The 26971-nt window shown below is 42.2% G+C and carries 20 protein-coding genes and 1 tRNA gene; 19 read left to right on the top strand and 2 right to left on the bottom strand.

What is annotated here, in order from left to right; genetic code table 11:
- Positions 1-45 precede the first annotated feature (45 nt).
- From DWX96_RS05135 to DWX96_RS05090, 10 genes are all read left to right on the top strand, one after another.
- Complete coding sequence (locus DWX96_RS05135; RefSeq protein ID WP_022242694.1) at positions 46-744, top strand: response regulator transcription factor; 699 nt, start codon at positions 46-48, stop codon at positions 742-744.
- Positions 741-2714: a sensor histidine kinase gene (locus tag DWX96_RS05130; RefSeq protein WP_117696772.1), complete on the top strand. Its 1974-nt coding sequence runs from the start codon at positions 741-743 to the stop codon at positions 2712-2714. The genes DWX96_RS05135 and DWX96_RS05130 overlap by 4 nt, the downstream gene beginning before the upstream one ends.
- A 138-nt stretch (positions 2715-2852) precedes the next feature.
- Positions 2853-4133, top strand: a complete 1281-nt coding sequence (locus tag DWX96_RS05125) for a diaminopimelate decarboxylase (RefSeq protein ID WP_117696774.1) — start codon at positions 2853-2855, stop codon at positions 4131-4133.
- A gap of 64 nt (positions 4134-4197) precedes the next feature.
- Positions 4198-4280 (top strand) — tRNA-Leu (locus tag DWX96_RS05120).
- A gap of 198 nt (positions 4281-4478) precedes the next feature.
- Positions 4479-5849 (top strand): MATE family efflux transporter, encoded by a 1371-nt coding sequence (locus DWX96_RS05115; RefSeq protein ID WP_117696893.1) that lies wholly within the window; start codon positions 4479-4481, stop codon positions 5847-5849.
- An 85-nt stretch (positions 5850-5934) separates the two neighbouring features.
- Positions 5935-6168, top strand: a complete 234-nt coding sequence (locus DWX96_RS05110) for a helix-turn-helix domain-containing protein (protein ID WP_022242419.1) — start codon at positions 5935-5937, stop codon at positions 6166-6168.
- Positions 6169-6187: 19 nt separating this feature from the next.
- Positions 6188-6478, top strand: coding sequence for a hypothetical protein (locus tag DWX96_RS05105; protein ID WP_022242418.1), 291 nt, complete (start codon positions 6188-6190; stop codon positions 6476-6478).
- Between the two features lie 17 nt (positions 6479-6495).
- A complete protein-coding gene (locus tag DWX96_RS05100; RefSeq protein WP_022242417.1) occupies positions 6496-6894 on the top strand; it encodes a hypothetical protein in 399 nt (132 codons plus the stop codon).
- A gap of 775 nt (positions 6895-7669) precedes the next feature.
- The gene (locus tag DWX96_RS05095; RefSeq protein ID WP_118056922.1) at positions 7670-8371 is read left to right on the top strand and encodes an ABC transporter ATP-binding protein; all 702 of its coding nucleotides are present in this window, start codon (positions 7670-7672) and stop codon (positions 8369-8371) included.
- Between the two features lie 28 nt (positions 8372-8399).
- Positions 8400-11600, top strand: a complete 3201-nt coding sequence (locus tag DWX96_RS05090; protein WP_242988739.1) for an ABC transporter permease — start codon at positions 8400-8402, stop codon at positions 11598-11600.
- Here the strand turns inward: DWX96_RS05090 and DWX96_RS05085 are convergent.
- The gene (locus DWX96_RS05085) at positions 11597-12919 is read right to left on the bottom strand and encodes a polysaccharide biosynthesis protein (RefSeq protein ID WP_118056921.1); all 1323 of its coding nucleotides are present in this window, start codon (positions 12917-12919) and stop codon (positions 11597-11599) included. The genes DWX96_RS05090 and DWX96_RS05085 overlap by 4 nt on opposite strands.
- 84 nt (positions 12920-13003) lie before the next feature.
- On the opposite strand from DWX96_RS05085, the gene DWX96_RS05080 reads away from it, so the two are divergent.
- The 7 genes from DWX96_RS05080 (at position 13004) to DWX96_RS05050 (ending at position 22678) form a co-directional block, all read left to right on the top strand.
- Positions 13004-14170 carry a cysteine desulfurase family protein gene (locus tag DWX96_RS05080; protein ID WP_118056920.1) on the top strand — a complete coding sequence of 389 codons (1167 nt, stop codon included), beginning with the start codon at positions 13004-13006 and terminating at the stop codon, positions 14168-14170.
- Between the two features lie 68 nt (positions 14171-14238).
- Positions 14239-15318 (top strand): tRNA 2-thiouridine(34) synthase MnmA, encoded by a 1080-nt coding sequence (gene mnmA / locus DWX96_RS05075; protein WP_118056919.1) that lies wholly within the window; start codon positions 14239-14241, stop codon positions 15316-15318.
- A 230-nt stretch (positions 15319-15548) separates the two neighbouring features.
- A complete protein-coding gene (licT, locus tag DWX96_RS05070) occupies positions 15549-16385 on the top strand; it encodes a BglG family transcription antiterminator LicT (protein ID WP_022242411.1) in 837 nt (278 codons plus the stop codon).
- Positions 16386-16682: 297 nt separating this feature from the next.
- A complete protein-coding gene (locus tag DWX96_RS05065) occupies positions 16683-18623 on the top strand; it encodes a beta-glucoside-specific PTS transporter subunit IIABC (protein ID WP_118056918.1) in 1941 nt (646 codons plus the stop codon).
- Between the two features lie 173 nt (positions 18624-18796).
- On the top strand, positions 18797-20233 hold the full coding sequence (locus tag DWX96_RS05060; RefSeq protein ID WP_022242409.1) for a glycoside hydrolase family 1 protein: 1437 nt from the start codon (positions 18797-18799) through the stop codon (positions 20231-20233).
- A 19-nt stretch (positions 20234-20252) separates the two neighbouring features.
- A complete protein-coding gene (gene ptsP / locus DWX96_RS05055) occupies positions 20253-21866 on the top strand; it encodes a phosphoenolpyruvate--protein phosphotransferase (protein WP_118056952.1) in 1614 nt (537 codons plus the stop codon).
- On the top strand, positions 21866-22678 hold the full coding sequence (locus tag DWX96_RS05050; protein ID WP_118056917.1) for an HAD family hydrolase: 813 nt from the start codon (positions 21866-21868) through the stop codon (positions 22676-22678). The genes ptsP and DWX96_RS05050 overlap by 1 nt, the downstream gene beginning before the upstream one ends.
- Before the next feature lie 217 nt (positions 22679-22895).
- On the opposite strand, the gene DWX96_RS05045 is transcribed toward DWX96_RS05050, so the two are convergent.
- Positions 22896-23708, bottom strand: a complete 813-nt coding sequence (locus DWX96_RS05045) for a histidinol-phosphatase HisJ family protein (protein ID WP_118056916.1) — start codon at positions 23706-23708, stop codon at positions 22896-22898.
- Positions 23709-24556: 848 nt separating this feature from the next.
- On the opposite strand from DWX96_RS05045, the gene gap reads away from it, so the two are divergent.
- Positions 24557-25573 carry a type I glyceraldehyde-3-phosphate dehydrogenase gene (gene gap, locus DWX96_RS05040; protein WP_022242405.1) on the top strand — a complete coding sequence of 339 codons (1017 nt, stop codon included), beginning with the start codon at positions 24557-24559 and terminating at the stop codon, positions 25571-25573.
- Between the two features lie 181 nt (positions 25574-25754).
- Positions 25755-26966: a phosphoglycerate kinase gene (locus tag DWX96_RS14535; protein ID WP_022242404.1), complete on the top strand. Its 1212-nt coding sequence runs from the start codon at positions 25755-25757 to the stop codon at positions 26964-26966.
- The last annotated feature ends 5 nt before the right edge of the window (positions 26967-26971 follow it).

The following is a 26971-nucleotide window of genomic DNA, read 5'->3' as shown; positions in this document are numbered from 1 at the left end:
GTTCATTCGATACAATAATGGTGTACTTGGAAAGGGGAAAAGAAAATGTATAACATATTGATATGTGATGATGAACCGGATATCGTGTCCGCGTTAAAAATCTATCTTGCATCGGATGGCTATGGAATTTACGAGGCTTATAACGGTCGGGAAGCAATTGAAATGATGCAGAAAACAGAGATACATCTTGTGCTCATGGATATTATGATGCCGGAAATGGACGGCATCCAGACCATGGTGAAGATTCGTGAGAACAGCAATGTCCCTGTGATTTTCCTGACTGCAAAAAGTGAAGACAACGATAAGGTTTTAGGACTTATGGTGGGAGCAGATGATTATATTACCAAGCCATTTAATCCGGTGGAGGTTCAGGCAAGAGTAAAATCCCAGCTGCGCCGTTATATGCAGCTGGGAGGTGGAAACATGACAAAGAAGAATCTTGCCATCGGTGGCATTGAATTAGATGATAGTGCCAAGGTTGTGACGCTGGATGGAGATGCGGTGAGTCTTACCCCTACAGAGTATGATATTTTGAAACTGTTTATGGAACAGCCCGGAGTTGTATTTTCTCCAAAGGATATCTATCGCAAAGTATGGAAAGATGCGCCGTTTGGCTCAGAAAGTACAGTGGCAGTGCATATTCGCCATCTTCGGGAAAAATTAGAGTATGACCCTGCAAATCCACGGTATTTAAAAGTGGTGTGGGGACAGGGCTATAAGATGGAAAGAGGAAACACGCCATGAAAAAGAAAAAAAGAGGCATCAGAAGAGCAATTGCAGTCATTGCATTTATTCTACTGACTTCAATTGCATTTTTATCTGCAGTATTTACGCTGGAAACGATAGACAGCCAGATCTATCGAAACAGCCAGGAGGAAACAGCGGCAGACTTTCAGGAGCATATTGGCTCCTATCTGGCAGCAGAAATTTTTTCAGACTTTGTAAATTATGATATAGAGGATGCGCGGTCTTTTGCATACAGCCTGGCTGATGAGACGAACTTTAATTTTTATGTATTTAAAAAGAGTGTAGATACTTCCGTGGAACGAATCTGTACCATAGAAAACGGAAATCTGGCAAGCGTCATTCCGGAATACATGGCAATCGTGGGAAATTATGACAGTTATTGCTATCCGGGAATTTCCATAGATGTTTTAAACAGTCCGGAGCAGATATTTACGGAAGTAGAAGAACAGGATGCAAATCTTTCAAGAGGAGATATTTATGCAGTGGCATTCTTCCCGCTGGGGGATTTGACTTATCATGATGATTTGTATTTTAAAATGAAATATATTGATTTTGCATATAAGGTCCGCTATGCAATCTTTGCGGTACTTGCAGGAAGTACGATTGGAGCAGTTATTTTACTGGTTACGCTGGTACGGACTGCCGGAAAGAAGGATGAAGAGGGCAGGATACAGAAAAGTTTTATCGATAAGATTCCATTGGAACTTTATGGACTGATGCTTTATATTGTTGAAGCCGGTGTGGCAGGATTTTTTGGAAACATATGGGGATTTTACGGAACGAACATAGGCTCCCTTGCTGCCATTGTGATACTGGCAGTATTGACAGCGACCCTGCTTTTAGCATTGCTCATGAGCTGCTCAGTAAGGCATAAGACAAAGACGCTGTGGAGCAACACGCTGTTATGCCGGTTTGTAAAATGGCTGAAACAGGCATTGTCTTATATTAAAAAGCATATGCCGTTTATTTATAAAGGTGTAGTGATTGCACTGGGCATTATATTTATAGAATTTATCGGTATTCTGATACTGGAAGGCAGTTACAACTGGGAGGGAATTTTCCTGGTATTTCTGGTAGAAAAGGCAGCACTTTTCCTGATATTCTGCATCATACTGGCAAATCTCAATCAGTTGAAGCAGGGTGGTGAGAAGATTGCAGAGGGTGACTATGATTATCAGATGGACACCAGCCATATGCGTGGAGAATTTAAAAATTATGCAGAGCATCTGAATCAGATTGGAAGCGGAATGCAGACAGCACTGGATGAGCGGATGAAGAGCGAGCATTTTAAAACAGAGCTGATTACCAATGTATCCCATGACATTAAAACACCGCTTACTTCTATTATTAATTATGTGGATTTGCTGACCAAAGAGGATGTGGAAAATCCGAAGGTGCAGGAATACTTAGAAGTGCTGACACGACAGTCTGCCCGCCTGAAGAAATTGATTGAAGATCTGATTGAGGCATCCAAAGCTTCATCCGGAGTGCTGAAGGTGAACTGGGAGAAATGTGTACCGGAGGTATTGCTGACACAGGCAGCAGGCGAATATGAAGAACGGCTGGAACAAAAGAATCTGGAACTGGTGATTCATCATCCGCAGGAAGAGCTTGTTGTTCTGGCAGATGGAAGACATCTGTGGAGAGTTTTTGATAATCTGCTGAGCAATATTTATAAATATGCACAGCCGGGAACCAGAGTATATCTTGACCTGGAGCAGGATGAGAAAAATGTTTCCATCATATTCCGTAATGTTTCTAAGAATCCTTTGCATATGAGCGGAGAGGAATTACAGGAACGCTTTGTCCGGGGAGACAGCTCAAGAAATACGGAAGGAAGCGGACTTGGATTATCTATCGCACGGAGCCTGACAGAACTTATGAATGGAACGTTCGGGCTGCTTATCGATGGGGATTTCTTTAAAGTGACGCTGACATTTCCACATCATGTGGGAAATGAATCATAATTGAGAAAAAGTCTTAAGATACAATATAAAAATGATAATGACGGGTTGACAAGTCACAATGGGAATTTTAGAATACTACTTAGCTGAGGCAAGAGGTCTGCGGCGGGAAGCCTGCAGGCGAGAAGGAGACTAACTATTATGAAGAAAGAACCATTTGTGACAAAAGAACAGATTGAAGAAATTGTAAAAACATATCCGACACCGTTTCACCTTTATGATGAAAAAGGCATCCGTGAAAATGCAAAGGCAGTAAAAGAGGCGTTTGCATGGAATCCGGGATTCCGTGAGTATTTTGCTGTAAAGGCAACCCCGAACCCATTTATCTTAGATATTTTAAAAGAGTATGACTGCGGCTGCGACTGTGCATCCCAGACAGAGCTGATGTTAGCTGATTCCCAGGGCTTTGACGGAAAGCATATTATGTTTTCTTCCAATGATACTCCTGCATATGAATATAAATTTGCAGACAAGATTGGCGCAATCATCAACCTGGATGACTTTACCCATATCGACTTCTTAGAGAAGACAATCGGAAAGATTCCGGAGACCATAAGCTGCAGATACAATCCGGGCGGAGTGTTCAAAATGAGCAACGGTATCATGGATAATCCTGGAGATGCAAAATACGGATTTACAACGGAGCAGTTATTTGAAGGCTTTAAGATTTTAAAAGAAAAAGGTGCAAAGAATTTTGGTATCCACGCATTTTTGGCAAGTAATACGGTAACCAACGAGTATTATCCGATGCTTGCAAAACAGCTTTTTGAAGTAGCTGTTAAATTAAAAGAAGAAGTAGGCTGCCATATCAGCTTTATCAACCTTTCCGGTGGAGTTGGTGTGAACTATACACCAGACCAGGAACCAAACGACATCCGTGTTATCGGCGAAGGCGTACACAAGGTTTATGATGAAATTTTAGTTCCGGCAGGTATGGGCGATGTAGCTATCTATACTGAGATGGGCCGTTTTATGTTAGCACCTTATGGATGCCTTGTGACGCAGGCAATTCATGAGAAACATACACACAAGGAATACATTGGTGTAGATGCCTGTGCAGTAAACCTGATGCGCCCTGCAATGTATGGTGCATATCATCACATTACCGTGCTGGGCAAGGACAACAGCGTATGCGACCACAAATATGATGTAACCGGTTCTCTTTGTGAGAACAATGATAAATTTGCCGTGGACCGTATGCTGCCGAAGATTGACATGGGCGATTATCTGGTAATTCATGATACCGGAGCACATGGTTATTCCATGGGTTATAACTACAATGGTAAATTAAAATCCGCTGAGTTACTTCTGAAGGAAGATGGTTCCGTACAGCTTATCCGTCGTGCAGAGACACCGAAGGATTATTTTGCAACATTTGACTGCTTTGACATTTTGAAAAATATGAAAGACCCGGAAAAATAAACTTGCAATCTATTAGAAAATATGATAAACTTTCATTTGTTCGGTTCGACGGAACCGAATAAATGCCGGCGTGTCGGAATGGCAGACGAGGCAGACTCAAAATCTGTTGTGGGCAACCACGTGCGGGTTCAAGTCCCGCTGCCGGCATTAAAATTTTGGAAAAGAATCGACTACTGGTCGGTTCTTTTTTACGCGAGTAGCGAGAAAAATCTGGGAGAAAAGAAGGAGCCAAGCTCGCTTTGGCGAACTTCTTTTCTGTTCAGATTTGGCGAGCACCGCGATAACTCGAGAAACTCGCTAAGCGTGTTTCCCGTAGTTACGCGAGTAGAAGGTAAGGAGAATTACATGGAACAGACCAATGACAGAACATTTTTAGAAACAGAACCGGTAGGAAAGCTGTTATTAAAACTGGCATTGCCTACCGTTGCAGCCCAGTTGATTAATATGATGTATAACATAGTAGATCGTATGTACATCGGCCATATTCCGGGGGATGGTGCAATGGCACTAACCGGAGTTGGTGTATGCATGCCGCTTATTATGGTAGTATCTGCGTTTGCAGCACTGATTAGCAATGGTGGTGCTCCACGGGCAACCATATTTATGGGAAAAGGAGAGAAGGACAAGGCGGAAAAAACGCTGGGGAACTGTTTTTGCACCCAGATTATTGTATCGCTGATACTGACTGCATTTCTGCTGGCTGGAAACAGAGGCTTTCTTCTGGCATTTGGAGCCAGCGAAAATACAATTTCTTTTGCTGCTGATTATATGAATATTTATGCTATAGGAACGATTTTTGTGCAGTTGACCCTGGGGATGAATGCATTTATTACGGCGCAGGGATTTGCCAGAACCAGTATGCTGTCGGTACTGATTGGTGCAGTGATTAACATTGTGCTGGATCCGGTATTTATCTTTGGATTTGGAATGGGTGTAAAAGGAGCAGCGCTGGCAACGGTTCTTTCCCAGGCATGTTCCTGTATCTGGGTGCTGGCTTTCTTATGCGGAAAGAAAACGCATCTTCGCCTGAAAGGAAAAAATATGGTTTTGCAGGCAAATATTATTTGGCCGAGTATTGCACTTGGAACAGCAATGTTTATTATGCAGGCAAGCGAGAGCGTGATTTCAGTCTGCTTTAATTCTTCGTTATTACGATATGGCGGAGATATGGCAGTAGGAGCCATGACCATATTAACCAGTGTCATGCAGTTTGCACTACTTCCGTTACAGGGATTGGGTCAGGGAGCGCAGCCGATTATCAGCTATAATTATGGAGCCAAAAGAGCAGACAGGGTAAAAGAAGCCTATTTTTTATTATTGAAAATTGATGTTGGATTTTCCTTTGTTTTGTGGGCATTGGTGATGGCATTTCCAAGAGCATTTGCAGCCATGTTTACCTCGGATGAGGCACTGATTGCATATACGGGAAATGCACTCCGGATTTATCTTATGGCAATTATGATATTCGGAATCCAGATGGCGTGTCAGATGGCATTTACATCACTGGGAAAAGCAGTATCTTCCATTATTGTAGCGGTCATGCGTAAATTCGTATTATTACTGCCGCTTATTTATATTATGCCGCACATTTTTACCGGCAATCAGGCAATGGCAGTTTATATGGCAGAGCCGGTAGCGGATGTGCTGGCGGTAAGCTTTACGTCTGTACTGTTCTATTTCCAGTTCCGCAAGGTGCTGCGTCAGATAGAAGAATAGTTCAAAAAGAGCCTTTTTGAGGCTCTTTTTCGTTGACAATAAGTTATCATATATGATAACATAGAGACAGTTGTTGAGGTGAGAAATGGAGAAGAATAAGAGCAGGGAGCAGTCGACGCGTTCGGATGTGGTGCGTCAGTTGAAGGCGGTGCGCAAGGAACAGCATATTACCCAGGAAGTGCTTGCAGAGCGGGCAGGCACGAAGAAATCCAATATTTCCAGATTGGAGAGCGGAAGATATAATCCAAGTCTGGATTTTCTAGTGAAGGTAGCAGGCTGTCTGGGGAAGACCGTAGAGATTCAGATTATGGACAAATAGAAGGAGACAGGGTATTATTATGAAGAAGAACAAACCGAAGACCATGGGGAAAAATATTGACCGGGATGTGGAATTATGCAGAACTACCAATGCCAGAGTCAGCAGTCAGATGATGCGGACACTGGTAAGCCATGAGATCCCATTTACACAGAACTGGGTGAGAGTTCCATTTTATAAGAGAGTTGCTTATAATGGGGCGAAGGAAGTCTGCGTTATCAGCACACATTATAACCAGTATCAGCGGGCGAGAAGAGTATTAGACCATATGGAAGTGGTATATCGGGAACGCATGATTTTGCATGCGGTATAAGACAGGAGGAAAAAGAGATGGAGAGCTTAACAAAGCAGTTTCCGGATAAGGAGACCTTTGACAAATTCTTTGTAGAGAATTTCAAGACCATGACTTACGAAGATGTAAAAGAAGGCTTAGAGGAATTAGTCAAGGCAGAAGGATTAAATATATTTCAGGATGATTATGTGAAAAATGTACGGAAAGAGGATTTTAAAGAGCATCTTTCCAAGGGCGCACGATTTGAATTTGAAAATGCCATGACAGAAGCATTTTACGATAAGAATCCGGAAGTATATGAGGCGGCATTTGGACTTTACGAAGAAGTACCAAAGCAGGCAATGGCAATTACTGAGACTTTTCACCGCACGTATCAGGAGATATATGAAGAAAGTTTAAATTGTATGTTTGATGCAGTGATAGCTCCGTTGTTATAAGAAAAAATTTTTCGGATATTTGAATGTATAATCCACTTTTTTAGAATAGCAGATTCTGACTGTGATTCTAAGAAAGTGGATTTTTTCGTTGTCAGGCATTCATAAGAAAATGCTGGTGGCAGGTTTTGTAGGTGTAATTTGGAAAGCGTACTTCCTGACTTTAGAAAAATTTAATTTCAAAAAGTGAAAAGATTGTGCTACCATTACAATAAGCAGGTAACAGGTGATTGTGAAGGGGATAGATTTTGTCCTGAAAATATTACGGGATGCACAGAGGGATTATCTTTATTCGATATGAAATGCCGATCGTTCTTAGAATGCGTGTTTTTCTTGTTTGTAAACTGTCTTTCCGGTTGCTTTGGCGGAATAGCTGCACTGTCCGTCGAAGGCAGATGCCACATAATGCCTGCAAGGGACACTGGGAATTTCGATATTATATGTAATCGCATCTGGCAACCGGCACAAATTCACATCCTTGTTCAGTAGTGCCTCGCTGGTGCATCCGTGCACCAGCGTTGCCTGTTGCCAGACGAAATTCCAAGTGTCCCTAAACAGCCCTTATCAGGCATCTGTATTTCGACGAACCGTGTAGCTCTTCTGACAAACATTGGAAAGACGGTTTTTATAACAACAAGGAAAACACGTATTTTAGAACCATGGCATTTCATAGCAGAAGATAATCCCCTGCGCATCAGCGTAATATAATTGGAACAAAGTTCGCTATCCCGTTTGCACAATCACCTGAATAACCAGAATAAAAGGAGGAAGCTATCAAATGGCATTTGTATCCTTTCAGAATGTAAGTAAAGTATATAAAACCGGAGAAGTTACGATAGAAGCATTACATGATGTGAATTTTGAAATAGAAAAGGGAGAATTCTGCGTTATCGTAGGAGCGTCCGGAGCAGGAAAGACAACAATATTAAATATATTGGGAGGAATGGATTATCTGACCACCGGAAAAGTATATCTGGATGGAGAAGAAGTCTCAGCATATAATAAGCGGCAGCTTACCAGTTACCGGAGATATGATGTGGGATTTGTATTCCAGTTTTATAATCTGGTGCAGAATCTTACAGCATTGGAAAATGTTGAACTTGCAGCACAGATTTGCAAGGAACCGTTAGATGCAGCAACAGTTTTAGAAGAGGTGGGCTTAAGTGAACGGAAAGCCAATTTCCCGGCACAGCTATCCGGTGGAGAACAGCAGAGAGTGGCAATTGCGAGAGCACTGGCAAAGAATCCGAAGGTGCTGCTTTGTGATGAACCGACAGGCGCACTGGATTATAATACCGGAAAAGCCGTTTTAAAACTGCTGCAGAACACCTGCAGAAAACAGGGCAAAACCGTCATTGTAATTACACATAATCAGGCACTGACTGCAATGGCAGACCGTGTCATTACCGTAAAGAGCGGAACCATTCAAAAGATAGAGAAAAATGAACATATCGTGGATGTCGATGAGATTGAATGGTAGTCCATGTGGAAAAGAAAGGGTTTGAAATATGAAATCCATGATGAAGAGAAATACATTTCGTGAGATAAAGAAAAGCTTTGGAAGATATTTTGCTATCCTTGCCATTATTGCACTGGGTGTTGCATTTTTTTCCGGCCTTAAGATTACCCAGTCGGTCATGGTGCATTCTGCGGATGTCTATTTAAAGGATTTGCAATTCTATGATTATCGTCTGGTATCCACACTTGGCTTTACAGAAGAAAATGTAGAAGCACTGGCAGAAAAAGAAGATGTCCGGGCGGCAGAGGGTGCCATATCGGCAGAGGTTCTTTATAAGGATGCCGGAGAAAATGAGCGCGTTATCAAGATGCATTCCATCACAGAGAAGGTCAATAAACTGAAGCTGATTGCCGGAGAAATGCCGCAGTCCGCTGATGAATGTGTGGTAGATTCCGCACTTTTTTCAGAAGATGCCATTGGAAGCAAGCTGGTTCTTTCGGAAAATAATACAACAGATGATTTAGATAAATTTGCATACAAAGAATATACGATTACCGGACTGGTACAGTCACCGTGCTATATCCAGTTTGAACGTGGCAATACATCCATTGGAAATGGCAGAATCAGCGGATTTGCCTATATATTAAAAGATGGATTTGCAGTAGATTATGACACAGAAATCTATATTAAATTTGATGAAGATTATGACATCTATTCCGATGAGTATGATTCCTATATGGACGCAAAGGAAGCAGACTGGGAGGCCTATACAAAGGAACAGGCAGATATCCGTTATGAAAAGATTGTAAAAGACGCACAGGACGAACTGGATGAGAAGAAGGAAGAGTTAGAGGAAAAGCGGGCAGAAGCGGAAGTGGAATTAGAATCGGCAAAGCAGCAGCTTACGGATGGAGAAACAGAGATCTCCGATGGAAAAAATCAGATTGCTTCTGCAAAGACCGAGCTTTCTGCTAAAGCATCGGAGTTGCAGTCCGGGAAGGATGCATTGTCTTCTAAGGCGGCAGAATTAGAGAGCGCATCGCAGCAGATTTCCGGGCAGGAAAGTGCACTGGCAGCAAAAAAGGCAGAGTATGAGCAGGGATTGAATGCTTATTTGGCAGCAAAGCAGCAGGTGACAGATCAGAGAAACAGCCTTGAGGCTGCAAAAGCACAGTTGACGGAAAATACTCCGGGCTATGAAGAGATGCTGGCACAGATTGAAGCTGGTTTAACGGAGGTTGCCGGTGCAGAAGCAGAATTAAATGCAAAGAATGCGGAATTAGAAGCAGCCGCAGGTCAGCTTTCTTCTGCGGAAAGCCAGCTGGCAGCCGCAAAGCAGCAGATAGAAGATGGAAAAAATGCACTGGCAGCTGCCGAGGCAGAGCTTACGGATGGGGAGAAGCAGCTTGCGGCAGCAAAAGAACAGATAGAAGAAAAAGAAGATCAGCTTGAGGCTGCAGAAACAGAGCTGGCAGACGGCTTATTGCAGTATCAGGAGAATCAGAGTGAATTTGATGAGCAGATGCAGGATGCGGATGACCAGATAGCAGATGCACAGAGTAAGATAGATGAAATCGAGAAACCAGAGACTTATGTACTGGACCGGAATACCAATGTGGGTTATGTGTGCCTGAAAAATGATTCCGGTGTAGTAAAAGGAATTGCCAATGTATTTCCTGTATTCTTCTTTCTGGTGGCAGCGTTAATCTGCATGACGACCATGAATCGTATGGTAGAAGAACAGCGGACACAGATTGGAGTATTAAAGGCACTGGGTTTTAGTGAAGGAAAGATAATGGGAAAATATCTTTTCTATTCCGGCTCTGCAGCCATCAGCGGAACGTTAATCGGCTATGTGCTGGGAATCCATTTCTTCCCGTTAGTCATCATAACCGCCTATGGAATTGTCTATAAAATGGGTGGGATTTATTATGTGTCTGACCTGCCACTGGCACTGGTTTCACTTACCGTTGCAGTACTTTGCTCCGTTGGGACGACCTGGCTGTCCTGCCATAAAGAGTTAAAAGAAGTGGCGGCAGATTTGATGCGGCCGAAAGCACCAAAAGCCGGAAAACGTGTATTCTTAGAGCATGTACCATTTATCTGGAAGAGACTTAAATTCTTGCAGAAGGTATCCGTAAGAAATATTGTCCGCTATAAGAAGCGTTTCTTTATGATGGTAATCGGAATCAGCGGCTGTACGGCATTGCTGGTGATGGGCTTTGGTGTAAGAGATTCTGTAGTGGCAGTGGCAGACCAGCAGTATGAAGAAATCCAGCTTTACGACATCGGAGTTACATTAAAAGCTGGAAAGATGCCGGGAGAGGCCGACCTTAAATCTTTAGATTCTGCATTGGAAAAGGAAAATGCAGCAGGCATGTATGCCATGGAAAAGACCATTGACCTGGTGACAGATAAAGGAACTAAGTCGATTCATATGGTGGCAGTGGAAAATCCGGATGAAGTAGGAGACTTTATTTCGCTGCATACAAAGAAACAGGAGCCGATTGCTTATCCAAAAGAAGGAGAAGCAGTACTTTCGAAGAAAGTGGCAGAAACCTATGCAGTCAAAAAAGGCGATACGATTCTGCTGCGTGACAGTGACAACAATGAGATGCACTTAAAAGTCACCGGAATCTGTGAGAATCATATTTATAATTATGTATACATTGCACCGGAATCCTATGAAAAACAGATTGGGGATGTGGTATTTAAAAACGTGTATGTGAGACTGCCGGATGCGTCAGATATTCATGAAGTGAGTGCGGTACTGATGAAAGCAGATGGTGTGACGGCAGTAACCGTTAATTCCGATATGTTAAGCCGGATTTCACAAATGATGTCCTGTATGAATTATATTGTCATTATCATTATTATCTGTGCCGGAGCACTGGCATTTATCGTATTATATAATCTTAATAATATCAATATTACAGAACGGGTGAGGGAGATAGCTACCATTAAAGTATTAGGCTTCTATCCAAAGGAAACGGCATCTTATGTGTTTCGGGAGAATATGGTCTTAACTGCTATCGGCTGCGGACTGGGACTGATTTTAGGAAAATGGTTCCATCGTTTTGTAATGGGTGAGATACAGATTGATATGGTATCCTTTAATGTACAGATTAATGCAGTAAGTTATCTCTTTAGTGTTTTGCTGACGATGGGCTTTGCATGGATTGTAAACTGTATGATGACAGGCAAATTAGAACGCATCAACATGGCAGAATCCTTAAAATCAATAGACTAAAGCAGACTGTTTTTTTGCGATTTTTTTCTGGCAAACCGAAGGAGCGCAAGAAAGGATAAAAAAGTAGTCAGCAGTTCGCCTGCAAGCATGCCATAGAGGTAGCAGCGGATGCCATATGTTGGAATCAGTGCATAGATAAAGAAAATGCGTAAAGTGCAGCCGCTCATATTAATGTAGAACGCACGCCCCGGTTTCCCTAGACCATGAAGAACGGAAGTAAGGGTGGTGGACAGATAGAGGAAAGGGCAGATCCAGCTTAATATGAGTATGAAACTGCCAGCTAATGTGTTCTGGAAAATGAATTGTCCAATCCATTTTCCGGTCAGAAGAAAACCAAAGGTACAGGAAAAGCCAAGAAGCAGACAATAAAACACTGTTTTTTTTATAGTAAGGCGGATTAAGTGAAAATCCTTTCTTGCATAGGCTTCTGAAATAGCAGGCATCAGCAGCACCGAGACAGAATTTACAAGGACATTGGGAAAAAGAATCATTGGCATTGCCATTCCGGTAAAAATGCCGAAGACGCTCAAGGCATCCTGATTGCTGTAGCCATATTTTTTTAAGCAGATGGGAATCAGAATGGCTTCGATACTGGAAAATAAATGGTATGCTACATGATTGGTGGTAAGGGGTAGCGCAAAGAGGGAAAGCTCCTTAAAAATTCTTTTTATATGCCTGCTGCACTTTTTGAAATGAAGGCAGCTTACGGAAAAGAGTGAAGAAGCCAGTTCACCGCAGACAACACCCCAGACAGCAATGGATGGGGTGATGGGATAACTTTTTTCCAGGCAGATAAGATAAAGTGTATAGACACTTAAGACCCGGACAACCTGCTCCATAAGCTGGCTTACGGATGGCACCAGAGTTTTCTTCTTCCCATAATAATAACCATTGATACAGGCATGGACACTGGCAGGAATCAGGCAGTAGGAAAGAATAACAAGGAGTGGAGCACAACGGGCTTCATCTAAAATATGAATGGCAATAAAATCAGAATAAGAAATCAGAATAACAGTAAGTGAGAGTGCAATTCCCACAGAAAGAACCAGACCGGCATAGAGGTAACTCATGCCGGTATTTTTATGGTCGGCTGCAGCAACAAAGCGGGAGACAGCGGTCTGGATGCCTGAGGAACTGAAGGCAATACAGAGGGCAAAAACCGGAAAAATAAGCTGATAAATTCCAAGACCTTCCGCACCAATTATGCGGGAGAGGAATATTCTATAGAAGAAACCGATTACTCTGCTGGAAAGTCCGGTCACAGTAAGCAGGAGAGTACCGGCAATCAGTGGATTTGAAATGGATTTCAACGGTTTCAATTGGAGCCTCCATGAAAAAGCAGATTTGTCAAAAGTATATGATAAATCAGAGGCAGAAAGAACTATTCTCAGAGGGAAAGAAGCATGAAGAAAATGATTTATCTTGATAATGCAGCAACAACACCGACAGCACCGGAAGTAATCGAAGCAATGCTGCCCTTTTATGAGCGTCGTTATGGAAACCCATCTGCCCTGTATGATCTGGGGCAAAAAAGTCATGATGCCATAGAAGAAAGCCGGCAGATCATTGCGCAGAGCATCGGGGCGCAGCCGGAGGAAATATATTTCACAGCCGGAGGAAGTGAATCTGATAACTGGGCATTGAAATGTACCGCAGAAAGTATGGTTATGCGAGGCCGGCATATCATTACCACGAAAATAGAGCATCATGCCATTTTAAGAACCTGCGGATATCTGGAACAGAATGGTTATGAGATTACTTACCTTCCGGTAGATGACAAGGGAACGGTTTCCTTGGAGCAGGTGCGGCGGGCAATCCGGCCGGATACCATATTGATTTCTGTTATGATGGCAAATAATGAAATTGGCACCATAGAACCTATAACAAGAATCGGTATGCTTGCCAGGAGATATGGAATCTGTTTTCATACGGATGCCGTACAGGCATATGGACATATTCCCATTGATGTCAACAGAATGAATATTGATATGATGAGTGCCAGCGCACATAAATTCAACGGACCTAAGGGAACCGGATTTTTATATGTGCGAAAGAAAAAGAGGATACCTCCTTTTATCCATGGAGGAGGCCAGGAAAGCGGTGTCCGGGCAGGAACTGAGAATGTGCCGGGAATTGTAGGCATGGGAAAAGCGGCAGCCATGGCAATGGAAAGCTTAAAAGAGCGGATGGAAATCGAGACAAGGATGCGGGATTACTTGATTTATTCAGTATTAAAGCAGGTGCCGAAGGTAAGGCTGAATGGGGAATGGAACAACCGCCTTCCGAATAATGTGGACTTTTGTTTTGATGAGTTAGAAGGTGGGAATCTTTTGGTTATGCTGGATATGGATGGAATCTGTGCATCGGCAGGTTCAGCGTGTTCTTCCGGAGAACATGAGCCATCCCATGTGTTAACAGCCATCGGTGTACCGCCGGAAATTGCAAGGGGAGCATTGCGGCTTACTTTAAATGAAAAAATTACGGCAGAGCAGATTGATTATGTGACTGCCTGCATCAAAAAGAATGTCACAATCCTAAGGGGACAGAAGGAAACCGTAAAATTCACTTGACGGATGCTGACAGTGTGGGTAAACTGTGAGTGCAGCTAAAAATTTGCCTGTAGGATAGGATTAAATATATGAAGGAAAAAGTAGTAGTTGGAATGTCCGGCGGAGTGGATTCTTCCATTGCGGCATATCTTTTAAAGGAACAGGGCTATGATGTGATTGGTGTAACCATGCAGATCTGGCAGGATGAGGAAGAGACACAGCAGCAGGAAAATGGTGGCTGCTGTGGCCTAAGTGCCGTGGATGATGCCAGAAGAGTGGCTGACCGGTTGGAAATACCATATTATGTGATGAACTTTAAACAGGAATTTAAACAGTATGTAATGGATTATTTTGTGGCAGAATATTTGGCAGGAAGAACGCCGAATCCATGCATTGCCTGTAACCGTTATGTGAAATGGGAGTCACTTCTTGCCAGAAGCTTAAGCATCGGAGCAGATTATATTGCAACCGGACATTATGCAAGAATTGCAAAATGTGACAACGGACGTTTCGCAGTGGCAAAATCTGTAACAGCAGCCAAGGATCAGACCTATGCATTATATAACCTGACACAGGAGCAGTTATCCCATACATTGATGCCGGTAGGTGCTTATCATAAAGATGAAATCCGCAAAATCGCAGAAGAGGTGGGACTTCCGGTGGCTCATAAGAGAGACAGTCAGGAAATCTGCTTTATCCCGGATAATGACTATGCAGGTTTTATTGACCGTGAGGTTGGAGATGCAGTTCCGGGAGAGGGAAACTTTGTGACAAAAGATGGTGAAATTATCGGACGGCACAAAGGAATTACCCACTATACCGTAGGACAGCGCCGTGGCTTGAATATACCATATGGCAAACGGATTTTTGTAACAGAGATCAGACCGGAAACCAATGAAGTAGTGGTAGGTTCGCCAGAGGATGTATTTACGGATACACTGGTTGCAGACCATGTCAATTATATGGGACTTACCGATTTTGATGGCAGACGTCTCTTAGGTAAAATCCGTTATGGACATGCAGGAGCCATGTGTACCGTGGAAAATATCGGAGAGGGCAGGATCCGCTGTCATTTTGAAGAACCGGTCCGTGCTGTGACACCGGGTCAGGCGGTGGTATTTTATGATGGGGAATTTGTCGCAGGCGGTGGAATCATTATAGGAAAATAGTGAATTGTGCACAAAAATGAAATGATAAAATTATATATTATATACGAAGTTTACATTCCGGACTTGACGTTTCTGATAAAATATAGTACATTTGTAATGTAATAAGCAGGGACGCAAACCGGATTGTTACTAGAGATAGGCAAGACTGGATTGCACTTTAAGATAATTGTTAGGTCGGATTATTTAGAGTGTAATGCAGCTTTTTTTATATCATAAACAGGTGAAACGTAATGCAGATTATCAAAGTAATTAACAATAATGTAATCAGTTCCGAGGACGATAAAGGTAAAGAAATCATCGTTATGGGAAAGGGCATAGGCTTCGGAAAGAAAGCCGGAGAAGAAATAGATGAGACAAAGATAGAAAAAGTATTCTCCCTTCCGGACGAAAGTACCAGCCAGTTCATGCAGGTGGTAAAGGACATGCCGTATGAATATATCCGGACAGCCGAGCTGGTTATCGCATATGCCAGAGAAACATTAGGTTATCATTTAAGTAAAAATATTTATGTGACATTAACAGACCACTTGGGATACGCCATAGAGAGAAAGCAGCAGGGCATCGTTGTTGCGAATGAGCTTTCCTGGGAGATGAAGAAATTCTACAATGCAGAATTTCAGGTGGGATTGAAAGCCTTAGATATTGTAAAACAGGAACTAGACGTGGAGCTGCCGGAGGATGAAGCTGGATTTATTGCGATGCATCTGGTAAATGCACAGATGGGCGGTCAGATGAATCAGTCCAGGAACATGCCGGCAATGATAAAGGATATACTCAATATAGTCAGATATACCTTTCAGGTGGAATTGGATGAAAAGAGCCTGTCCTATGAGCGTTTTGTAACGCATTTAAGATTCTTTGTACAGCGGGTAATCAGTCGGGAAGACAGTGAACGTAATGATGAAGAATTTGACCAGTTGATTGCGGATCGTTTCCCGCGTTCCTACGAATGTGCACAGAAGATAAAGAGTTACATGAAGAAGAAGCTTGATTATGAAGTCTCGGATGTAGAGATTTCCTATCTGGCAGTACACATTCATCGTGTGATTCACAGTATGAATAAGTAAATACCCTTTCGGCAAGGGATTGTTACGTTAAGACGGCAAAACCCAGACGAATAAGACTCATAGGAAGAGTTTTATTTGTTTGGGCTTTTTTAATTTACAGGAAATTGCTTTCCTGTAAATTAAAAAACGCTCCGCGAGGATGCACACTGCGGCGTATAAGGTAGATGTCGCAAGCGACCGCCGCAGGCGCGAGAATGTGCCAAGGCACATTCGTTGTTTTTAACAAAATGAATAAAACACAAGAGTGTTTTAGATAAAAATGAACATGCTATAAAAAATAAAAATGGAGGGATTGTTATGGCAAGTAAGTATGATGGACTGGCAAGAATTATTATCCAGAACGTAGGCGGCAGGGAGAATATCATAAGCCTTGCGCACTGTGTTACCAGACTTCGTTTTAAATTAAAAGACGAGTCCAAGGCTAACACCGAAGTATTAAAAGCAACGGAAGGAATTGTGACAGTAATGAAATCTGGCGGACAGTATCAGATAGTAATCGGAAATCATGTACCGGATGTCTATGATGTGGTTTGTGAACATGCACATCTGGCCGGAAACGGAGCTGTTTTCGAGGATGCAGAAGACAGCGGAGAGAAGATGGGGCTTGGTGCAAGACTCATTGATTTGATTTCCGGTGTATTCCAGCCATTCCTTGGTGTGCTTTGTGCAGCAGGTATTATCAAAGGTCTTTTGGCGCTGTGGTCTTTTATCGCAAGTCAGTCAGGAATTGATGTTACCACAAGCGGAGCATATCAGCTCTGGTATTCCATTGGAGACGGATTCTTTTATTTCCTGCCGATTATCTTAGGATACACTGCAGCAAAGAAATTTAAGATGAATGAATTTATCGGAATGGCACTTGGTATATCACTTACCTATCCGGCACTGGTTAATCTGACTTCAGGAGAACTGATAGGTTCCCTGTTTGCAGGAACTTCCTTTGAAATGAATTATTATACAACCTTTTTTGGAATTCCTGTTATTATGCCATCCAGTGGTTATACTTCTTCAGTAGTACCAATTGTTATTGCAGTGGCTTGTGCTGCCTGGCTGGAAAAGAGATTAAAGAAAGTAATTCCGGACGTTATTAAAACATTTATCGTTCCGGTTGTAACTTTGGCAGTAATGGTTCCACTTACCTATCTGGTAATCGGACCGGTATCTACTTTCCTTTGCAACATTATCGGTATTATTTTCGGAGCAATCTATAACCTTCCGGTTGTAGGAGGTCTTGTAGCAGGTATCTTAGTCGGAGCATTCTGGCAGGTACTGGTAATCTTCGGATTACATTGGGGACTTGTTCCACTGGCAATGATTAATTATGGAACTTTAGGATATGACTTCATCCTTTCTCCATATTTCGCAGCATCTTTTGCGCAGTCCATGGTTGTACTGGCAATTGTATTAAAGACAAAAGATAAGAAACTTAGAAATATTGCATTACCGGCGTTTATCTCAGGACTCTTTGGTGTAACAGAGCCATGTATTTATGGTATTACACTTCCAAAGAAAAAACCATTCGTAATTTCCTGTATTGCATCCGCTATTGGTGGTGGAATCATAGGATTTGCCGGAGTTAAAACTTATATGATGGGTGGTCTTGGATTCTTCGGACTTCCGGCATTCATCGATGGTGAGTCAAAGAGCGTTTACAGTTTGATCTGGGTATTAATCGGTATGGCAGTAGCTATGGTAGTTGCATTCGTAGCAACTTACATTACCTATCATGATGATGCTCCACAGAATGATGAAGCAAAAATAGAAAAGAAAGGCACAAAAACCGCAGCAAACCAGGTAATTGCATCTCCTCTTACCGGAGAAGTAAAAGCCTTGGAAGAAGTAGAAGATGAAGCATTTTCAAGCGGAGCATTAGGTCAGGGTGTTGCTATTCTCCCGTCCGAAGGCAAATTATATGCACCATGTGATGGCGAAGTAGTAACCTTCTTCCCAACCGGTCATGCCATTGGAATAGTATCCGATGGCGGAGCAGAAATCCTGATTCATGTGGGCATGGATACCGTGAAATTAGATGGAGAAGGATTTGCACCGAAGGTAGCGCAGGGAGCCAAAGTAAAGAAAGGTGACCTTTTATTGGAATTTGATATTGCAAAGATTACAGGAGCAGGATATTCTGTTCTGACTCCGGTTATCATCAGCAACACAGCAGATTACGCAGATGTAGTTCCGACAGATGCAAAGAAAGTTGCAGCGTTGGACGCATTGATTACCGTTTTATAAATTAGTTTTCCATAGTTTTTTATACCTAAGGGTGCGGGCTCTGATAAAGGGCTCGTGCTCTATCCAACAAAATCAGAAGCCTTATTGCAGGGCAGAATGAGAAAAGAAAAATATAAAAACAGAAATTATAAATTTTTACAAATAAAAATAATAAGAAGCAGGAGGAAAAAGCAATGAAGACATTTCGTAAAGATTTTCTCTGGGGCGGTGCAACCGCAGCCAATCAGTTTGAGGGAGCATGGGATGTAGATGGAAAAGGAGCATCTGTTTCTGATATGTGTACGAATGGTTCCCATACCGAGCCGAAAAAGGTAACAAGAACCATTCATCCGGAATATCTCTATCCGAGCCACGAAGCAATTGATTTCTATCATCATTACAAAGAGGATATTGCATTATTTGCAGAAATGGGATTTAAAGTATTCCGTTTATCCATTGCATGGACAAGAATTTTCCCGACCGGAATGGAGAATGAACCAAACGAAGCAGGACTGGCATTCTACGATAAAGTATTTGATGAATGTTTAAAATATGGCATTGAGCCGCTGGTAACCATTTCCCATTATGAAATGCCATATGCACTGATTGAAAAATACAATGGCTGGGAAGCCAGAGAATGTATTGATTATTTCTTGAATTACTGCAAGGCAATTTTCGAAAGATATCAGGGCAAAGTAAAATACTGGCTGACCTTCAATGAAATCAATGGTGGAACCACACCGCTTGGCAACCTGCTTTCCCTTGGAACTGTAAAAGGCTATGAGGGAAAAATTACTGAGATTCCGGATGACCCGAAGGTTCGTTTCCAGGCATTGCATCATCAGTTTGTTGCCAGCGCAAAAGCAGTAAAATTAGCACATGAAAAATATCCGGAATATCTTATCGGTGATATGAATGTCTTTATGACCAAGTATCCATTTACCTGCAATCCGGAGGATGTGTTAGCAACACAGAAGGAAATGCGGATTATGAACTGGTTCTGTTCCGATGTGCAGGTAAGAGGAGAATATCCGGCGTATATGGAGCGGTATTTTGAAGAAAATAATATTCATGTTAAAATGGAACCGGGCGATGAAGAAATTCTGCGGGAAGGCTGTGTGGATTTCTATACCCTCAGCTATTATATGAGCAGTTGTGTATCAAAAGATCCAAATGGCGAGCAGACGGATGGAAACCTGATTGCCGGTCTTAAGAATCCATATCTTAAGGCAAGCGACTGGGGCTGGCAGATTGACCCACAGGGCTTACATTATTCCTTAAATGAAATTTATGACCGTTATCAGATTCCGGTTATGGTAGTAGAAAATGGCCTTGGCGCTTATGACAAATTAGAAGAAGATGGAAGCATTCAGGATGATTACCGTATCGATTATCTGCGGGATCATATCAAAGAGATGAAAGAAGCGGTAAAAGATGGCGTTGACCTGATGGGATATACACCATGGGGCTGCATTGATTTAGTAAGTGCATCCACCGGAGAAATGGCAAAGAGATATGGCTTCATCTATGTAGAAAAATATGATGATGGAACCGGAACTCTTGCAAGAAGAAAGAAAAAATCCTTCGACTGGTATAAAGAAGTAATTGCTTCAAATGGAGAAAACTTATAAAAGAAAGAAGGTATGGACTATGGAAAAGTTTAATGGAAAAAAGGTATTCAGCGGTATTGCAATTGGAAAGGTAAAACTCCTTTTAAAAGCTGAAAATCAGGTGGTAAGAAAGAGAATAGAAGACCCGGCAGCAGAGATTGCCCGCTATGAAGCAGCAAAGCAGACTGCAATTGAACAGCTCCACAAGCTTTACAAGAAAGCATTAAAAGAAGTGGGTGAAGTAAATGCACAGATTTTTGATGTGCATGCCATGATGTTAGAGGATGGAGATTATAATGATTCCGTTCACAATCTTATTGAGAGCCAGAGCGTAAATGCAGAGTATGCGGTAGGTGTTACCGGAGATAACTTTGCAGAAGTATTTGCAAATATGGATGACGAGTATTTCAAAGCCCGTTCCATTGATATGAAGGATATTTCTGAGCGTGTCATCAATGTATTATGTGGAAATGATATGGGAAGCGACCTTGGAGATGAGCCGGTTATTATCGTAGCAAAGGATTTAGCTCCGAGTGAAACCGTACAGATGGATAAAAGTAAGCTGCTGGCATTTGTAACACAGCTGGGCTCTACGAATTCACATACTGCAATTTTAGCAAGAACTATGGGCATCCCGGCACTGATTGGTGTGGAAATCAAGGAAGAGTGGAACGGAAAACAGGCAATTGTGGATGGCTATACCGGAACTCTTATCATTGAACCGGATGAAGTAGCTTTGGCAGAATATAAGAAAAAAGCAGAAGAGGATGCAAAGCAGAAGGAATTACTGCTGACTTTAAAGGGAAAGGAAAATGTGACAAAGAGTGGTCAGAAAATCAATCTTTATGCCAACATCGGAAATGTCTCTGACTTAGCGGCAGTACTTAAAAATGATGCCGGTGGAATCGGACTTTTCCGTAGTGAATTTCTTTATCTTGAAAAAGATACTTTCCCAACAGAAGAAGAACAGTTTGCGGCTTATAAGCAGGTCGCAGAGACCATGGCAGGAAAGAAGGTTATTATCCGTACCCTGGATATCGGAGCCGATAAGCAGGTGGACTACTTTAACCTCGACAAAGAAGACAATCCGGCAATGGGATATCGTGCCATCCGGATCTGCCTGACCCAGCCGGAAATTTTTAAGACCCAGCTTCGTGCTTTATTCCGCGCAAGCAATTACGGAAATATTGCAATTATGTATCCGATGATTATTTCGGTAGATGAAGTGCGTAAGATTAAAGCAATTTCAGAAGAAGTGAAAGAAGAACTTACAAAGGAAGGGATTCCTTTTGGAAATGTGGAGCAGGGTATCATGATTGAAACTCCTGCAGCAGCAGTAATGAGTGATGAACTGGCAAAAGAGGTTGATTTCTTCAGTATCGGAACCAACGACCTGACCCAGTATACACTGGCAATTGACCGTCAGAATGCAAAGCTTGACAGCTTCTATAATCCGCATCATGAAGCAGTGCTCCGGCTGATTCAGATGACCGTGGAAAATGCACACAAGGCGGGCATCTGGGCAGGAATATGTGGAGAACTTGGGGCAGATACAACTCTGACCCAGCGTTTCTTAGAGATGGGGGTAGATGAATTATCTGTTTCTCCTGGCTGTGTTCTTCCGGTTCGAAAAGCGATTCGGGATGCAGAATAATGAGCCGTAAACTGATTTTTTTGGATGTAGACGGAACCCTGGTGGATTTCACCATGCACATGCCGGAATCTGCCAGGGAAGCATTAAGCATGGCCAGAAAGCGGGGACATCTGATTTCGTTATGTACCGGAAGAACTGTAACGAATGTGTATCCATGGCTTTTAGAGTTTGGATTTGATGCCATTGTGGCTTCGGCAGGTGCTTATGTGTCTGCAAATGATAAGGTGATTTACCATAGCGTTCTGGCAAATGATAAGGTGCAGGATATGGTAGAGGTGCTGAAGGAGCACGGTGCATGCTTTATGCTGCAGGGAATCAACGGACGTTATGTGGATGAAGAGAATGCAAAGAAAATGAGAGAACGCTGTATGCGGCTTGGACTTGATATTGACGGTGCTCTAAACGGATTGACGCTTGTTGAACATCCGGAACAGATGCCGGCTCTTGAAAGTGGAATGTATTTTGATGCCGATATTCCGGTGGATGTGATGCAGAAGGAAGTCGGAAATTATATCAAGATAACCGGAGCAAGCTTTGGCAAGGATCGTCAGATGTCCGGTGAAATGACGAAGATGGGAGTCAACAAGGCAACCGGAATGCAGCGGCTTATGGATGAGTTAAAGATAGGCAGGGAAGATACCATTGCTTTTGGTGATGGACCAAATGATGTGGAAATGCTGCAATTTGCAGGAACAGGAGTGGCAATGGGAAATGCGATTCCGGCAGTAAAACAGTATGCGGATATGGTTACAGATAAGATTGATGAAGACGGACTGTATCATGCATTCGAACGGCTGCATCTGCTGGGGTAGGATTTGAAGTAAAAACAATTTTCTTATGATAGAAAAAGGCGGCGTGGTTTGTCAACTTAGGAGACATGATAAGTGCCCTTTACTGTATTTATGTTGTTTCCGCAGTTGACGAACCGCGCCGTTACTTTTGCATACACAGGAAAAATCGCATGCCTGCATACAGATTTGGTGAACACCGCAATAAGAAGAGAAATTCGTAAAGCGTGATTCCCATAGTTTACAACGGAAGAAAAGCCGGTTTTCTCTTTTCGAATACAGTAAAATACTGAAAGCCCGCTGCCTTTAAAATGTCCGGTACTTTTGCAAAATCAAATGCAACATGCTCCGGTTTGTGGGCGTCGGCACCGATGGTAATGATTTCACCGCCTAGTTCGTGATAACGTTTTATAATATCTTCTGTTGGATTCGGATGTCCCAGACCATATTTGAAACCACCGGTATTGATTTCAATTCCTTTTCCCATATCAATGAGCTTTTCTAAAATCGCATCAATGACATCGGCATATTTCTGATAAGAATATTCAAGGTTCCGGTTTGGACCGTAGCGTACCACATAATCGATATGTCCATATACATCAAAATGATCAAATACCGCAAGATTTTCCAGGATAGATTCAAAATATTCCTGGTAAGCCTGCTGTTCGGTTTTTCCTTCAAAAAAGCGGGAGTAGTAAGGGTCTTTGCCGTGGATTACATGGGAAGAGCCGATGACAAAATCAAAGTCATATCGGCTTATCAGTTCCTGATGTTTCGCTGCAAGATGAGGCTGCAATCCAAGCTCAATGCCGGTCAGCACTTTTATTTTATCTTTGTATTGCTGGCCCAGCTTCTGGATAGTTGGGAAGTAGACCGGAGTGTCTAAGATAAATTCCGGTTCATCCTCCGGATGTTCTTTTGGATAATCATAATCCATATGGTCGGTAATGCAGATTCCGCCAAGTCCCAGTTCGATAGAGGCTTTAATCATGGATTCTGGTGAGGTCTCACTGTCGGTAGAAAAAGCAGTGTGCATATGTGTGTCCCAAAGCATAGTGTACTCCTTTCTGTGGGGTGTATGGCGGGTAAGGTTGTGCAGGTGGGGAACTGGATGAGAAAGCTTCTTCCCAAAAGCACCGGAACGTTTGTATGTAAGAAGCCGGCACTTCAACCTGCAGTATTTTTCTTTCTTTTATAATAAGCAGTCTTTCCAATGTTTGACAGTATACTGCATTTTGTCTGCCGGCATGCGGATACCGTGAACAGCGTCTGTTAGGGACTCGTAGAATTCCTTTTGCAACCCGGCAACGCTGGTACATGGATGTACCAGCGAGGCACAATCTGAATATGGATATGAATTTGTGCCGGTTGCCGCAAATCAAATATCTTTGCAGGAATTCTTAGAGTCCCTTCAGACAAAGTGTGGTATCCGCTGCTGGCAGACAAAAGCAGTATCCGGTCAAAGCAGCCGGAAAGACAGCCTAATTTCAAGAAAAATACTGCCCGTGAAGTGCTGCGGATTCTCACATCATAACCGCTCCAGTGTTTTCGGGAAGAAGCTTTCCTATTCCTTTCCCCTACATATTGCACAAACCTTACCCAGTGTTTACACATTTCTACTAAGAAAAATGTTACATTTTCACAAGTATAGTAAAATCTTTGTATATAATACACAGAATACTATAATAGAAATTTGACAATCTGTCAAAAGACAGTATGAAAAATGGAAAAGCTATTGTAACATTTGTTTGAAAATGAGAAAGAAGAAATAAAAATAGTGAAAAAATTAACAAAGTGATGGGAACTACTTGAACTTTCGACAAAAATTGGTTAGAATAATACCAGATTGGGTACAATCCCAAATAAAGATATTTTATATTAAATTTCTAGGAGGAATTAATAATGGCAGTAAGAGTAGCAATTAATGGATTCGGCCGTATTGGTCGTCTGGCATTCAGACAGATGTTTGGTGCTGAAGGATACGAAGTAGTAGCAATCAACGATTTAACAAGCCCTAAAATGTTAGCACACTTGTTAAAATATGATTCTTCTCAGGGTAAATATGAGCATGCTGATGAAGTATCCTGCACAGATGATTCTATCATCGTATGTGGAAAAGAAATCAAAATCTATGCATTCCCAGATGCAAACAACTGCCCATGGGGTGAATTAAAAGTTGACGTTGTATTAGAGTGTTCAGGTTTCTATACAAGCAAAGAAAAAGCACAGGCACACATCAATGCAGGTGCTCGTAAAGTTGTTATTTCTGCTCCAGCAGGTAATGACCTTCCTACAATCGTATACAACACAAACCATGAGACATTAAAAGCATCTGATACAATCATTTCAGCAGCTTCTTGTACAACAAACTGCTTAGCACCTATGGCTGATGCATTAAATAAATATGCTCCAATCCAGTCTGGTATCATGGTAACAATCCATGCTTACACAGGTGATCAGATGACTCTTGATGGACCACAGAGAAAAGGTGATTTAAGAAGATCTCGTGCAGCAGCAGTTAACATCGTTCCAAACAGCACTGGTGCAGCAAAAGCTATCGGACTTGTTATCCCAGAACTGAACGGAAAATTAATCGGATCTGCTCAGCGTGTTCCAACCCCTACAGGATCTACAACAATCTTAACAGCAGTTGTTAAGAAAGCTGGCGTTACAAAAGAAGATATCAATGCAGCTATGAAAGCAGCAGCTAATGAGTCCTTCGGATACAACGAAGACGAAATCGTATCTTCTGATATCGTTGGAATGAGATTCGGTTCTCTGTTCGATGCAACACAGACCATGGTTAACCAGGTATCTGATGATCTGTACGAAGTACAGGTTGTTTCTTGGTATGATAACGAGAACAGCTACACATCTCAGATGGTTCGTACAATCAAATACTTCAGCGAGTTAGCATAATTTACGAGAGAAACCCGCAAAGCGTGTTTCCCGTAGTTTAACGAACAATCACTGCACGGTAGACTACTTTTTTAAGCGACAGGCTGCCAGAGTGCAGATAAGACTCAGGAAAAGGGTCCGGTCTTTTAGGACCGGGCTCTTTCTTGCTATTAGAAATAAAATTTAAAGGAGACTACTTAATATGTCATTAAATAAAAAATCTATAGATGATATTAATGTAAAAGGACTTCGCGTTCTTTGCAGATGTGATTTCAACGTACCATTAAAAGAAGGAAAGATTACAGACGAGAACCGTCTGGTTGCAGCGCTTCCTACAATCAAGAAATTAATCGCTGATGGTGGAAAGGTTATCCTTTGCTCCCATTTAGGAAAAGTAAAAACAGAAGAAGACAAACAGACCAAAACTCTTGCACCAGTAGCAGCAAGACTTACAGAGTTATTAGGACAGGAAGTTAAATTCGTTGTTGACCCTGAAGTTGTTGGTGAGAACGTAAGAGCAGCAGTAGCAGCTATGAACGATGGCGATGTTATCTTACTTGAGAATACACGTTTCAGACCAGAAGAGACAAAGAACGGAGAAGCTTTCTCTAAAGACCTTGCTTCTATCTGTGATGTATTTGTAAATGATGCATTCGGAACAGCTCACAGAGCACATTGTTCTAACGTAGGTGTTGCACAGTTAGTTGACACTGCAGTAGTTGGATACTTAATGCAGAAAGAAATCGACTTCCTTGGAAATGCAGTAGAGAATCCGGTAAGACCATTCGTTGCAATCCTTGGTGGTGCAAAAGTTGCTGATAAATTAAATGTAATCAACAACTTACTTGAGAAATGTGATACCTTAATCATCGGTGGTGGTATGGCTTACACATTCTTAAAAGCAAAAGGATATGAAATCGGAATCTCTTTAGTAGATGATACTAAGATCGATTATTGTAAAGAAATGATGGCAAAGGCAGAGAAACTTGGAAAGAAACTTCTTCTTCCGGTAGATGCTGTAACGATCAAAGATTTCCCAAATCCTATCGATGCTCCAGTTGAAGTAGAAACTTATGATGCAGACAAGATGCCGGCAGACAGAGAAGGCTGTGATATCGGACCTAAGACACAGACACTTTTCGCAGATGCTGTTAAGACTGCTAAGACTGTTGTTTGGAACGGACCTATGGGTGTATTCGAGAACCCAACTCTTGCAGCAGGTACTATCGCTGTAGCAAAAGCTTTAGCTGATACAGATGCAACAACCATCATCGGTGGTGGAGATTCTGCAGCAGCAGTTAACCAGCTTGGATTCGGTGACAAGATGAGCCACATCTCAACAGGTGGTGGAGCATCCTTAGAGTTCTTAGAGGGTAAAGAGCTTCCAGGCGTTGCAGCAGCAAATGATAAATAAGTAAT

Source organism: Roseburia sp. AF22-2LB (genome assembly GCF_003461125.1).
Lineage (GTDB): Bacteria > Bacillota > Clostridia > Lachnospirales > Lachnospiraceae > Roseburia_C > Roseburia_C amylophila.
This window is presented reverse-complemented; position numbering and strand designations above follow the sequence as displayed.

Coding starts and splice junctions, on each gene's coding strand:
- licT (WP_022242411.1), top strand. CDS start 15,549: ATGCAGATTATCAAAGTAATTAACAATAATGTAATCAGTTCCGAGGAC.
- DWX96_RS05110 (WP_022242419.1), top strand. CDS start 5,935: ATGGAGAAGAATAAGAGCAGGGAGCAGTCGACGCGTTCGGATGTGGTG.
- DWX96_RS05060 (WP_022242409.1), top strand. CDS start 18,797: ATGAAGACATTTCGTAAAGATTTTCTCTGGGGCGGTGCAACCGCAGCC.
- DWX96_RS05130 (WP_117696772.1), top strand. CDS start 741: ATGAAAAAGAAAAAAAGAGGCATCAGAAGAGCAATTGCAGTCATTGCA.
- ptsP (WP_118056952.1), top strand. CDS start 20,253: ATGGAAAAGTTTAATGGAAAAAAGGTATTCAGCGGTATTGCAATTGGA.
- mnmA (WP_118056919.1), top strand. CDS start 14,239: ATGAAGGAAAAAGTAGTAGTTGGAATGTCCGGCGGAGTGGATTCTTCC.
- DWX96_RS05090 (WP_242988739.1), top strand. CDS start 8,400: ATGAAATCCATGATGAAGAGAAATACATTTCGTGAGATAAAGAAAAGC.
- DWX96_RS05115 (WP_117696893.1), top strand. CDS start 4,479: ATGGAACAGACCAATGACAGAACATTTTTAGAAACAGAACCGGTAGGA.
- DWX96_RS05105 (WP_022242418.1), top strand. CDS start 6,188: ATGAAGAAGAACAAACCGAAGACCATGGGGAAAAATATTGACCGGGAT.
- DWX96_RS05045 (WP_118056916.1), bottom strand. CDS start 23,708: ATGCTTTGGGACACACATATGCACACTGCTTTTTCTACCGACAGTGAG.
- gap (WP_022242405.1), top strand. CDS start 24,557: ATGGCAGTAAGAGTAGCAATTAATGGATTCGGCCGTATTGGTCGTCTG.
- DWX96_RS05065 (WP_118056918.1), top strand. CDS start 16,683: ATGGCAAGTAAGTATGATGGACTGGCAAGAATTATTATCCAGAACGTA.
- DWX96_RS05100 (WP_022242417.1), top strand. CDS start 6,496: ATGGAGAGCTTAACAAAGCAGTTTCCGGATAAGGAGACCTTTGACAAA.
- DWX96_RS14535 (WP_022242404.1), top strand. CDS start 25,755: ATGTCATTAAATAAAAAATCTATAGATGATATTAATGTAAAAGGACTT.
- DWX96_RS05135 (WP_022242694.1), top strand. CDS start 46: ATGTATAACATATTGATATGTGATGATGAACCGGATATCGTGTCCGCG.
- DWX96_RS05125 (WP_117696774.1), top strand. CDS start 2,853: ATGAAGAAAGAACCATTTGTGACAAAAGAACAGATTGAAGAAATTGTA.
- DWX96_RS05050 (WP_118056917.1), top strand. CDS start 21,866: ATGAGCCGTAAACTGATTTTTTTGGATGTAGACGGAACCCTGGTGGAT.
- DWX96_RS05080 (WP_118056920.1), top strand. CDS start 13,004: ATGAAGAAAATGATTTATCTTGATAATGCAGCAACAACACCGACAGCA.
- DWX96_RS05095 (WP_118056922.1), top strand. CDS start 7,670: ATGGCATTTGTATCCTTTCAGAATGTAAGTAAAGTATATAAAACCGGA.